Source organism: Thermoanaerobacterium xylanolyticum LX-11 (assembly GCF_000189775.2).
Classification (GTDB): domain Bacteria; phylum Bacillota; class Thermoanaerobacteria; order Thermoanaerobacterales; family Thermoanaerobacteraceae; genus Thermoanaerobacterium; species Thermoanaerobacterium thermosulfurigenes.
Genome location: NC_015555.1, coordinates 1275995 through 1288102, shown reverse-complemented (window position 1 = coordinate 1288102; position 12108 = coordinate 1275995). Strand labels below are relative to the sequence as shown.

At 32.0% G+C, this 12108-nt stretch carries 16 protein-coding genes; all 16 read right to left on the bottom strand.

Going from position 1 to position 12108, the window contains the following annotated elements:
- Nucleotides 1-7: 7 nt before the first annotated feature.
- The 16 genes from THEXY_RS06285 to sigF all read right to left on the bottom strand — a co-directional run bounded on the left by THEXY_RS06285 (nucleotide 8) and on the right by sigF (nucleotide 12104).
- Nucleotides 8-385: a GNAT family N-acetyltransferase gene (locus tag THEXY_RS06285; protein ID WP_013788000.1), complete on the bottom strand. Its 378-nt coding sequence runs from the start codon at nucleotides 383-385 to the stop codon at nucleotides 8-10.
- A 13-nt stretch (nucleotides 386-398) separates the two neighbouring features.
- Nucleotides 399-1106 carry a pseudouridine synthase gene (locus THEXY_RS06280; RefSeq protein WP_013787999.1) on the bottom strand — a complete coding sequence of 236 codons (708 nt, stop codon included), beginning with the start codon at nucleotides 1104-1106 and terminating at the stop codon, nucleotides 399-401.
- A 99-nt stretch (nucleotides 1107-1205) separates the two neighbouring features.
- Entirely contained in the window at nucleotides 1206-2489 is a 1284-nt protein-coding gene (locus THEXY_RS06275; protein WP_013787998.1) for an FAD-dependent oxidoreductase, read from the bottom strand.
- Nucleotides 2482-3447: a sulfide/dihydroorotate dehydrogenase-like FAD/NAD-binding protein gene (locus THEXY_RS06270; RefSeq protein ID WP_195890952.1), complete on the bottom strand. Its 966-nt coding sequence runs from the start codon at nucleotides 3445-3447 to the stop codon at nucleotides 2482-2484. The genes THEXY_RS06275 and THEXY_RS06270 overlap by 8 nt, the downstream gene beginning before the upstream one ends.
- 91 nt (nucleotides 3448-3538) lie before the next feature.
- On the bottom strand, nucleotides 3539-4684 hold the full coding sequence (locus THEXY_RS06265) for a D-alanyl-D-alanine carboxypeptidase family protein (RefSeq protein ID WP_013787996.1): 1146 nt from the start codon (nucleotides 4682-4684) through the stop codon (nucleotides 3539-3541).
- A gap of 57 nt (nucleotides 4685-4741) precedes the next feature.
- Nucleotides 4742-5188, bottom strand: a complete 447-nt coding sequence (ytfJ, locus tag THEXY_RS06260; protein WP_013787995.1) for a GerW family sporulation protein — start codon at nucleotides 5186-5188, stop codon at nucleotides 4742-4744.
- A 6-nt stretch (nucleotides 5189-5194) separates the two neighbouring features.
- Entirely contained in the window at nucleotides 5195-5902 is a 708-nt protein-coding gene (locus THEXY_RS06255) for a DUF2953 domain-containing protein (protein ID WP_013787994.1), read from the bottom strand.
- A gap of 47 nt (nucleotides 5903-5949) precedes the next feature.
- Entirely contained in the window at nucleotides 5950-6456 is a 507-nt protein-coding gene (scpB, locus tag THEXY_RS06250) for an SMC-Scp complex subunit ScpB (protein ID WP_013787993.1), read from the bottom strand.
- A gap of 4 nt (nucleotides 6457-6460) precedes the next feature.
- Nucleotides 6461-7171, bottom strand: coding sequence for a segregation and condensation protein A (locus tag THEXY_RS06245; protein WP_013787992.1), 711 nt, complete (start codon nucleotides 7169-7171; stop codon nucleotides 6461-6463).
- The gene (locus tag THEXY_RS06240; protein WP_049781481.1) at nucleotides 7171-7734 is read right to left on the bottom strand and encodes a site-2 protease family protein; all 564 of its coding nucleotides are present in this window, start codon (nucleotides 7732-7734) and stop codon (nucleotides 7171-7173) included. The genes THEXY_RS06245 and THEXY_RS06240 overlap by 1 nt, the downstream gene beginning before the upstream one ends.
- A gap of 47 nt (nucleotides 7735-7781) precedes the next feature.
- Nucleotides 7782-8933, bottom strand: coding sequence for a CCA tRNA nucleotidyltransferase (locus tag THEXY_RS06235; protein ID WP_230197561.1), 1152 nt, complete (start codon nucleotides 8931-8933; stop codon nucleotides 7782-7784).
- A 130-nt stretch (nucleotides 8934-9063) separates the two neighbouring features.
- Complete coding sequence (gene spoVAE, locus THEXY_RS06230) at nucleotides 9064-9420, bottom strand: stage V sporulation protein AE (protein WP_013787989.1); 357 nt, start codon at nucleotides 9418-9420, stop codon at nucleotides 9064-9066.
- 15 nt (nucleotides 9421-9435) lie between these two features.
- The gene (gene spoVAD / locus THEXY_RS06225; RefSeq protein WP_013787988.1) at nucleotides 9436-10449 is read right to left on the bottom strand and encodes a stage V sporulation protein AD; all 1014 of its coding nucleotides are present in this window, start codon (nucleotides 10447-10449) and stop codon (nucleotides 9436-9438) included.
- 5 nt (nucleotides 10450-10454) lie between these two features.
- Nucleotides 10455-10904: a stage V sporulation protein AC gene (spoVAC, locus tag THEXY_RS06220; protein ID WP_013787987.1), complete on the bottom strand. Its 450-nt coding sequence runs from the start codon at nucleotides 10902-10904 to the stop codon at nucleotides 10455-10457.
- A gap of 56 nt (nucleotides 10905-10960) precedes the next feature.
- Nucleotides 10961-11164: a dodecin family protein gene (locus tag THEXY_RS06215; RefSeq protein ID WP_013787986.1), complete on the bottom strand. Its 204-nt coding sequence runs from the start codon at nucleotides 11162-11164 to the stop codon at nucleotides 10961-10963.
- Between the two features lie 196 nt (nucleotides 11165-11360).
- On the bottom strand, nucleotides 11361-12104 hold the full coding sequence (sigF, locus tag THEXY_RS06210; protein WP_013787984.1) for an RNA polymerase sporulation sigma factor SigF: 744 nt from the start codon (nucleotides 12102-12104) through the stop codon (nucleotides 11361-11363).
- Nucleotides 12105-12108 lie beyond the last annotated feature (4 nt).

Below are 12108 nucleotides of genomic sequence, written 5' to 3'. Positions count from 1 at the left end.
TCCTAAATTATTTTTTTAATAATTCTTCTATGTCAACATATAAGCCATTGTCGGATTTTTTAAAATGATTTCCAATATAGAAATCATCGCTAATAGAATTTTTTACACATGCCTTTTTAATTCCAAAATCATATACGTTGTTCAATGCAACCTTTAAAAGCATTGTTCCATAACCTTTCATCTGATATTCAGGCAAAACAGCATGTCCTATTATATAAGCCGTATCATCATCCACTTTTATTGTTATAAAGCCAAAAGGCTTTTCATCTGTTGCTATCATATTAATACATTTGTTCAGATCTACCAAAAGAGACAATTTAAAATAATCAGCAATTTTTTTTATATATTTTAAATCTTCTTCTGACGCGAACTTGATTTTAAACATAAACCATCTCTTCCTATAATTTTTTTAGATATTCTACTTCATCTTTAGATAGATAACGCCATTGTCCGGTTTTTAAATTTCCAATATCCAAATTGCCTATTTTTACTCTTTTTAACTTTAAGACAGGATGTCCAATTAGCTCACACATCTTTCTGATTTGCCTGTTTCGTCCCTCATGTATGGCTATTTTTACGGTAGAATTGCCGTTTGTGACTTTTAATATATCTATCTCAGCTTTGGCAGTTTTATAATTATCAATACGAAGTCCGTTTCTAAACATATCCAACTTCATTTTGTCTGGCACACCTTTTATTTGCGCAATATATACCTTGTTAATATTATGCCTCGGATGCATGAGCTTATTTGCCAAATCACCGTCATTCGTAAGCAAAAGCAATCCTGAAGTGTCGTAGTCCAATCGACCGATTGGATACACCCTGTCATCAATACTAACCAAGTCTATTACTGAAGGCCTATCAAATTGATCTTTAACCGTCGTAATATATCCTACAGGTTTATTTAGCATGATGTATATATTTTTATTGACTTTAGTGACTACTTTACCATTGTATTCAACAACATCCTTGTTGGGGTCGACTTTGACACCAAGCTCTCTTACAGTTTCACCATTGACTTTAACTTTTCCATCTAAAATCAATTGCTCGCATTTTCTTCTGGACGCGATCCCGCACTCAGCCAAGTATTTTTGCAATCTTTCCATAACGTTTCACACCCACATTTATTATACACCCAACACACCGCATATAATATAACATTTTTTGATACAAAAGACAATACTTTAGGCAAGCTTTAGACTTGCCTAAACCAATTTTTCATTATATATTCCCATAAGATTATCTCTTTCTATCTTTTCTCTAATCGCATCAGTATTTATAGTATACAACCCTAATGATTTCATTCTCTCAAAATATACCCCGCCTGCAAACGTATATCGATTTTTCAATCCTTCTTTTGTTTCTATACATTCATTTTCATATGCGATAAGGTCTCCAGATGCTAAATTTCTTGGCAATTCTAAAAGCGGCATTCCTAATGACAGCCTAACACTATTGTGCCCTGCCAGACATCCAGTAGTCATGGCTTCTGTATGTCCAGTAAAAAGCCCTGATTTTTCTCCCGCGCAAAGCAAATTGTCAAGACCTTTTACTTTCATTCCATTGTTCCTAGGAGCAATAGAGAGATATCTAATTGAATTGGCCTTTCCTCCAGAATATGGATCTTCATACCTGGCTCTTTCAAGTCCTGGAATTTTTCTTAATTTTTCTAAAGGGTAAAATGGAGTCATCAGCTTAGCATGGCCAGTATCAAGTAATATAACATTCTTTGCATATTCTGGAAGTGCATATTGTTGGCATACTTTTATATTCAGTTTATCCATGTTTACATCTTCTTCAGGAACTGGCAACACAACAACGCCTTCTTTATCAAGTTTCTCTCTGATTTCATCGCTTAATGAATCCTTATTCAACTTACAAGACCCACTAAAGGCACCATAAACTTCATCAGATCTCATTCCTAAAATATCCTCGACACCTGCTCGGTAACTTATGCTTATCCTTGGTCCAAAAGATGGACATCTTAGTATACACATTGAACAACCATTGCCGTATCTTAAACAATTTCCCATAGGCCCTGTTGAGCCGGTAGTCTCTATAAATACATCGCCATATTCAACTGATTCATCGTCTAAAACAATACCTTTGATTTTTGTCTTGTCTTCCATTATTACATCTGCCGCTCTAGATATAAATTTAATTTTAATCCCTTTATTTAATAGCATTTTTCTTATTTCAGGCTCAACCTTAGTTATATCGTACAGATTAGCGTGTTTATGACCTGGAAATTCAATATTTCTATGTCTTGCACACATATCAGTTATTTCAATTAATTCATATCCACCTAAATATTTTATTTCTTCTGCAGCAGTAAACCTGCCATTATTTCGCATTATTCCTCCTACTAAACCACAACCTAACAACATATCTGTTTTTTCAAGCAATACGACTTCAGCACCTGCTTTTTTTGCCGTAAGAGCTGCTGCACATCCTGCCCAACCACCGCCAATAACAACAACCTTAACCATGTAATACTCTCCTTTCAATTGTCTTTCTAACATCTAATTGAACTTTACATGACCTTATTTTTTGCCCATCAATTTGGACTTCACAACTGCCGCAAATACCTTCTCCACAGCATATTGTATTATTGTTTGATACAGCAAAATAAGCTTTGCTATCAAGTAAATCTAAATAATTTAAAATATTTAGATGTTGTTCATCAGAACCTCCACTGTAAATTAATTTAATATCCTTGTCTGCAATTGCATTTTTTAAAACATCTTGCCCATCGTTACTTAAAAGATCTGTCGTAATTATCTTTAAATTAAAGTTATTAATATACTGCCAAATAAAAAACTCTTCAACTTTACCCTTATCAATTATAACAGTTATTTCATTGTTGTTATTGTATAACTTGTTTATGATTATTGCTCCAGGTGCTTGTGCTATACCCCTTAATATTACAAGGCATTTTGAATTTCTAGTACCTTTTATATATTTGTGTCCAAACAATCCATTCCAATATGGGCCTCTCAAAAATACATGTTTACCGCATGAATTGATTAAATTTGTCTTAGGGCCGTTAATTTGCACAGCAATCTTTATAATTCCACTTATTTCATCAGCGTACATTATAGACATTGGTGCGTCGAAAAAAGAAGGACTTGACTCATCTCTTAAGAACACATACGATCCAGGTTCATTTAAGTCTCTTGCCATTTTATTAGATACAGATAGCGTCAATATTATTAAATTTTTATTTATATTTTGTTTATCAATTATATCTGCCACAATAGTTTCCCTTTTTGCTTTTGCTTTTCTTTTTGACCAAATAAAATCTTGATATACACATACGCCATTCCAATTGCAATCGCAAAATTCTTTCCCTTGCAATTGAGAACAAACAATACATTCGTTTAATTCTGCTAAATAGCAAGGACAGTAATCACTACCAATGTCAATACATTCAAGCCTGTGATTGATCATTTAACCATCTCCTAAAGAAATTTTACATATTTATGTTATTCTCAAATAAAAAAAAAGTTACAAAAAACTCCTGGTACATACCAGGAGTTTAATATTGAAATATGTCAATCCAATTCTTTATGATGGTTTTAAAATTAAACTCGTAATCCCTTTTGTCAATGTTTTTGCCTGCAACAACATCGATAGTCGCAATCTGATTATCATTCAATTTTACAATAGCTACACCCATCTTTTCTCCAATTCCTATTGGTGCTTTTACAGATTTAGGTAGGCTATAATCAATTTTAACGTTTATCTCCTCATCTTTTGAAATTGGCAATATAAAATCACTATTATACACAAGCGGCAGATATTTTTCCTTGCCACTAACAACACTTATGGTCTTTATCATCTGACCTTTCGAAATGATCTTAATTGGAGTATAATTTGCAAAAGAGTAATCTAAAATTTTTTGTGTGTCTTCCCACATTGGACCGCTGTTTAATACTACAGATATTAGCCTTTGACCATTTCTCGATGCCGAAGCTACTAAACATCTGCCAGCCTTATTAGTAAACCCTGTTTTTACTCCATCAGCTCCTTCATATTGCCAAAGCATCTTATTTTTATTTCGCAAATACCTATCGTATTCTTTTCCGTCCCAAGGAATCGTCTTTTCTTTTGTTGATACTATTTCAGCGAATTTATTGTAATTATTAAAAGCGTATCTTGTAATTAAAGCTAAATCATAAGCAGTTGTATAATGGTTGTCTATTCCGATATCAAGGCCTGAAGGTGTAACAAAATTTGTATTATATGCTCCAATTTCTTTAGCTTTTTTATTCATAAGCTCGACAAACTTATCAACACTGCCACTTATATGTTCTGCAATTGCGGTTGCAGCATCATTCCCTGAGTTTAACATCAAACCGTACAATAAATTTATCATTGAAATTTTTTCTCCAGGCGAAAGCCATATTGAAGATCCACCTACACTTGCAGCTTTTTTGCTGACAGTTACAATATCATTTAAATTGCCGTATTCTAAAGCCAACAACAATGTCATGATTTTGGTTGTACTTGCCATAGGAAGTTTTTCACTTATATTTTTTTCAAAAAGAATTCTGCCAGATTTCTGATCCATTACAATTGCAGCTTTTGCAGCAATCTGAGGAGGTTTTAAATTCTCAGCTTCTATGTTTGTAGGGGTCATAAGGAAAGTAAAAATAAGCACTAATACAAGTATTTTCTTCATTACTGTCCTCCTTGAAAGTTAATACCTCACATTATGACCCGCTTGTTACCTAATAAATCAATCTATGTTATTTGTTACAGTTATTGGAGTTGATTTTTTATAAGTCTTGTTTTTATTAAAAACATTTTGAAGCTCCTCCATTAACTTAGGTGCCAAATCAATTATTCTTTCAACCATCGCATTTTGATTTACTGGCAAAAGTCTTATCTGTCCTTGCCCTACAACCATAAATGCAACTGGCTGCAAAGAAACGCCTGCACCACTGCCACCGCCAAATGGCATGTTTGATTGTCCATTATTTTGATTTTGTTCTTTGTCTTTATTTTGCGTCATCTGAAACTCTCCACCACCAGCAGCAAAACCAAACGTTACCCTTGAAATTGGAATGATCACTGTTCCGTCTGGAGCTTCTACCGCATCCCCAACGATTGTATTTACATCTATCATTTCCTTAAGACTTTCCATAGTCGTCTTCATTAATCCTTCAATAGGATGATCGCTCATCCAAAATCACCTCCGTTTAAAATTTTTTAAGAATTTAATACCATTAACTATAATATTACCATATCTAAAATCTAATATGCAATCAAAGTCGCTTTTTAAAATATTTTCTCCAAAATGAGGGTTTATAGATATAGAAGGCTTAGTTAAAAATTTTATGCTGCAATAGACAGGAACAATTAGCGTATAAATTACAAAATTAATAATTCCATATGCAATGGATGTAAAAGCTGCATCAGTAAATCCCTCATCTACATTTAATCTTAATTTTTTAATTACTATAGATTTTTTAATGCTTTGACTCATTTCATGAATCATAATCTTATTTGAATTAAATAAATCTATTATTCTATGTACATCATGTAAACTTAGCATTTTTCTCTTTTCTGATTTTTTTGGGAATTTTAAAAAAAAGGCTTTATGCACTTCATACTTTATTACCGGTCTATTGTCTTTTAGAGTAAAATTAACAATATCAACGACTACATTCATCAATCTAATTCCCAATATTTTTAATGACAATTCTGCTCTATCATTTTTATCAATTCTTTTATAATTAACGTTTAGGCTGGCAATTTTAGCGAATCGAACAATATATATGTATATATTTAAAATAAAATTTACACCATAATTGTCATAGTGCACTTTAAAAGTCATAGGGTAAATAAAAATAAATATTACTACAAGCAAAATTAATAATATATAAAGAGAAAACATCAATTCACCTTCTCAAATATATTGTTTTCAATAATAAAAATAAAATACTAAGTAATATCGTCTAATGGAGGCAAGTCTTTTAAAGAAGGCAAATTAAAGTACTTCAGAAATTCATCAGTTGTAGAATAAAGTATTGCACGGCCTGGAGCATTTATTCTACCATCTTCTTTAATTAAATTAAATTCTAATAAGGTATTAATTGCTTTCTCGCACTTTACACCTCTTATTTTTTCTATGTCGATTCTTGTAATAGGCTGGTTATAAGCGATTATAGACAAAACTTCTAATGCGGCTTGGGATAATCCTTGCTTTATATCAAGTCCTAATGCCTTTTTTATATATTCTGCATATACTTCATTTGAAGACATCACAATTGAATCATTTATCATCAAGACTTTTACTCCTCTATTTTCTCTTTCATAATCGCTTTTTAATCTATTAAAAGATTCAATAACTTCTTTTGTAGATATATTCAATACATCACTTAAAGTTTTTATCTTTACAGGTCTGCCAGCCGCAAATAGTATAGACTCTATTATGCAATCTATATCCATTATTTCACCTCTTTAGACTTTTTATAATTATGTCTCCAAATGCATTTTTTTGCTCAGCCGCAACTTTATTTAACTTAATCAATTCCAAAAGTGCTACAAACGAAACAATTTTTTCTATCTTTCGTAAATTCTTTAAGAAATCGCCAAATTTAATCACAGGAGTAACTATTAGTTTCTTTAATATCTCCTTTATTTTGTCATCGATTGTAATTTGATCTTTTGCATATTTAATTGGCATAACATTGTCGCTGGACTTTTGAAGAATCTTCACATAAGCTTTTTTTAAGTCGATGGCCGAATAATTAAGGCAAAGCGATTTATCAACATATTTTATTTCAGGCTCGTCTCTAAAAAATTTAGTACCTAATGTATTTAAGTCTTTCAGTCTATTTGCAACACTTTTATATTTTTTATACTCAATCAACTTTTCCACCAATTCTTCTCGAGGATCTGCATCAGCCATTGTCATTTGCTGTCCTTCGACATTTTGCTTTGGTAAAAGCATACTTGACTTTATCTCAAGCAATGTAGCAGCCATTAAAATAAACTCTGTTGCAATATCCAAGTCCATTTCTTGCATAGCTTTTAAATATTCCATGTATTGGTCAAAAACAGATGCAATCGGTATATCTTTTATATCTATTTCGTTTTTTTCTATAAGATGAAATAAAAGATCAAAAGGTCCTTCAAAAGATTCTATTTTAATGTTGTACATTATCCCACTCCAAACGGAAACAAAATTATTTTAGAAATCAGTTTATCTAACCCCATCATTAGCGGAGTCATAAATAAATTAATTATTCCTGTAAATAGAAGCAAAAGCAAAGCAATTTGTCCATATTGTTCATATTGCGAATAAATATATGCTTCTTTCTGAGGAAGAATGCTCCACAAAACCTTTGAACCATCTAATGGTGGAATAGGAATTATATTAAACACAGCAAAAACCAAATTGTATTGATAGAGTATAGTCAAAAAAAGTCCTAATACAGGAATGTTTCCAAAATAAAACAACAGAATTCGCGTTATTATGGCCAAAAAAACGTTAGAAAGTGGTCCAGCCAATGCCACATATAAAACGCCTTTTTTTCTGTCTTTAAAATAATACGGATTTATCGGTACTGGCTTAGCCCACCCAAAGTATATAATAAACAGCATAATTAGCCCTAAAGGATCTATGTGGGCCAGTGGATTTAATGTAAGTCTCCCGCTTTGCCTAGGCGTAGGATCGCCTAATTTATCTGCTACATATCCATGACTAAACTCATGAAAACTCATTGCGATTATCAATGCCGGAATTCTAATTAAATAGCTTAATAATGCATTCAAATCTTTTCACCTCTTTTAACTTTTTCTACATAATGTAATAGAGTTTTAATCTCATCTTCTCGATCTTTTATCTTGCCTAAAATTTTGTCCATCAATATTTTATCTAAAATTTCTTTGTAAATTGGCGACGGTTGAAGTCCTAATCTTTTTATGTCGTCACCATTTATTTCTAATCTTTTTAATTTTGCCAAATCATAATATTTTTCAATGGCTTGTTTTATATTTAAGTCTTCCATAGCATGTACTGCAGATATTGCTTCTATTCTCTTATCTTTTAATGTATTGAAAATAGATACATTTTCATTTAAGTTAGACATATTCATTTTTATATTGAGAATATCAGATAATCCACTTAAATATTCACGTTTTAAATTGTATTTTCTAATTAAACAATCAGCATCTTCGTTTGTAGCATTATAGAAAAGCAACAAAAATCTATACAATAATGTATTGCCTTTTTCAAGACTTGTATTCAAATTTGTTGTATTAATCTTTATACCACAAAATAATTCCTTATCAAGCTGGTAATACTTCATTAACTTTACTATAGGTTCAGGATTCTTCTCTTTTAATATCAAATAAATTTCATTCATAATTCTATCGGCAGATACATTAAAAATATCACCGTCAGATATAGACTTCCTTAACAACCATTCAGTATGTTGTTCTATTTTAAAACCTAATCTTCCACTGTATCTTATTGCCCTAAAAATCCTCGTTGGATCGTCAACAAAACTTTTATCATGTACGACTCTAATTAATTTATTTTTTATGTCGTCTGCACCGTTATATATATCAATGATTTGATTTGTTTTTACATCTAATGCCAGCATATTTATCGTGAAATCTCTTCTTTTAATATCATCAGCAAGACTGGCTCGTTGGACGACTGGCAACATTCCGGGGCGTTCATAATGTTCTTTTCTTGCAGATACAATATCTAACTCAAAATCTCTGGTTTTTATTTTAGCAGTTTCAAATTTGTCATGTACCTCTATATCACCATTTAAAATTTCATTGAGCATAAAAGCAAATTTTATTCCATCGCCTTCTACCGTAATATCAATGTCATCACTTTCTAAATTTAACAATTTGTCTCTTACGTATCCTCCTACAATATACGCATTTACCCCAATTTTCTCCGACATATCTTTTAAAATTAAAAGTATATCTCTATCTATAAGAACTCCCTCTTTCTCACTAATATGCTTTAATTATTATATCATATTTGTACAAAAAAATAAGCATAATCCCATGAATTATGCTTTTCTATAAATATCATTTTTTAGTACGTGGATTAAATATTATAGAAAACAAATAACCAAAAAAAATTGCTGCAGCAATACCACCTGCTGTTGCCGTCAGTCCACCTGTAAAAGCACCAGTGATACCATCTTTTTTTACTGCTTTGATTGTACCTTGTGCTAAAGAATTGCCAAAGCCAAGAAGCGGAACAGTTGCACCAGCACCTCCGAAATCTATTATTTTCTTGTATATTCCTATACCACCTAATATAGCTCCTACTGTAACATACAAAACTAAAATTCTTGCGGGTGTAAGCTTTGTTTTGTCCATTAATATTTGAGCAATCACACAAATTATTCCACCTACAAGAAAAGCACGTAAATAATCCAATTGTATCAACCTCCTCTACGTGTAATTTGAAATTGTAACTGCATGAGCTATACCTGGTATTGACTCACCTTGTTGTGTGCTTGTCGGCGATAGCAAAGCCCCTGTAGCTATAAATAAAACCCTATTGTAAATTCCGCTTTTTATCTGCTGAAGCAACCAACCATTTAAAACTACTGCAGAGCACCCTGCTCCACTTCCCCCCGAATGCACATCTTGTGATTCATCATATATTTCTATTCCACAATCTTTATATTTATCTTCAATATTCATACCCTCTTTACTAAGCAACTCTATCAGGATGCTTTTCCCAACTCTTGCCATGTCTCCAGTTATTATTAAATCATAATCGTTTATTGTAAAACCTGTATCATTAAAATGTGTCAAAATTGTATCTGCTGCAGCAGGCGCCATAGCAGCACCCATATTGTTTGCATCTTTCATTCCTAAATCAACAACTTTTCCTGTTGTAACGTGCGTTATATATGGACCTGTGCCATTGGATGACAACAATGATGAACCTGATCCTGTCACCGTCCACTGAGATGTAAATGGCCTTTGGACACCTTGCTCTAATGGAAATCTGTATTGTCTTTCAGCAGTAGAAAAATGACTAGATGTTGTAACAATAATATAATCTGCAAATCCTCCATCTATTAACATAGAAGCTATTGACAATCCTTCAGCCATTGTAGAACAAGCTCCATATAATCCAAATGTAGGTACATTAAATTGTCTAGCAGCAAAACTAGAAGTAATTATTTGATTTAAAAGATCTCCACCTATCAAATAATCAATGTCTGAAATATTTAAACTTGCTTTTTTAAGGGCTAAATTTACAGAGTCTTGAAACATTTTGCATTCAGCTTTTTCCCAGCTTTTTTCACCGTAAGTATCATCAGTCAAAATCATATCAAAATAATCTTTTAAAGGTCCTTGTCCTTCTTTTGGTCCAACTATTGTGCCAGATGATATAATAGAAGGTGGATTTGCAAATTTAACGGTTTGCGATCCCATTTTTTTTATTGCCATAGTAATCACCCTTTTAGAAAATAGTATATAAGCCCTACGATAATAGAGGTACCAACTCCGTAAACTATAACCGGACCCGCTATGTTAAACATTCTGGAAGCCACTCCAAAAACAAATCCTTCTCTTTTAAATTCCATAGCTGGTGAAACAATAGAATTAGCAAAACCAGTTATCGGCACAACAGAACCAGCTCCTGCAAATCGTCCAATGTCATCGTAAATACCAATTCCAGTTAAAAATGAGCCTAAAAAAACCATTATGATTGCAACTGGTGTTCCGGCTTGTTCGGCAGTCATTCCTCGATTAATAAACAAATTTAAAAAAAATTGGCCAACATCACATATTAATCCACCTACCACAAAAGCCCATAAAACATTTTTTAAAAGAGTAGGCTTTGGCTCATATTTCTGTGCAATATCCTTGTATTCTTGCTGTTTCTTTATATCCTTTTCCATTTTAATGCCTCCATAAAATCGATATATAGTGGGCACCTATTATGGTTGCCCACTTTTTATCTGTCTACTCTAAATGCTATTTGAATATTTGCTTTGTATTCGACAATTTTACCGTCTTTTACGTTAGCAGTTTGATTTAATACTTCTATTCCCGATATATTGTTTACAGTTTTTGATGCTTCTGCTACCGCATTTTGTATAGCATCATCCCAACTTTTAGTAGAATCTCCTACGACATTTAAAATTTTAACTACAGCCATTTTAACTCCTCCTTTAAATAAACAAGTACAGCACTATCAGGTATTTTTTTAGTGCTATATTTTAAAAAGTAAATGACAGATAAAGTAAATATAATTATTGAGAAAATTATAATAAGCTTTCTCATTTGTAACACCTCGATACAGTAATATTATGTGACAATATGTTTTTTTCATACAAAAAGAAGTGCAAATAACTTTACACTTCTTGTAACTGTTCTTTTAGTTTTTTTAAAACTTTCTTTTCAATTCTTGATACTTGCACTTGTGATATGCCTAAGATTTTCGATACCTCTGTCTGTGTCATATCTTTAAAATACCGCAAAACGATTATCTGTCTTTCACGAGAATTTAAGTTTTTTAAAACCATTCTTAAAGCCAACTTATCTTCAATTTCATATTCTTGTTCATCGATTCCTATCTTTTCTATCAAAAGTAAATTATCATCTTCATTGTGCTGAGAATTATCATATAGATATTCAGCAGTGGCAGTAGATTCAAACGCCATCGCAACTTCTTCTGCTGAAACATCAAGCTTTGATGCAATTTCTTGAATTGTCGGTTCTCTATTTAATTCCTTTTCCAATTTGTCTTTCATAAAATAGGCTTTATTTGACAATTCTTTTAATGATCGGCTAACTTTAATAAGTCCATCATCTCTCAAAAACCTTTTTATCTCACCTATTATGATTGGTACTGCATACGTGGATAATTTCACATTATAGGATTCATCAAACTTATTAATGGCTTTTACAAATCCTATACACCCAATCTGATAAAGATCTTCTGCCTCATATCCTCTGTAAGAAAATTTCTTCACTATACTCCAAATAAGGCCGCTATTTTCTTTCAGCAACTTCTCCATTGAAGACTTGTCATTATTTTTAGATTTTCTTATAAGTTCATTTACATCTTCATTCCTTTCATTATCTTTATCAATCATAGCA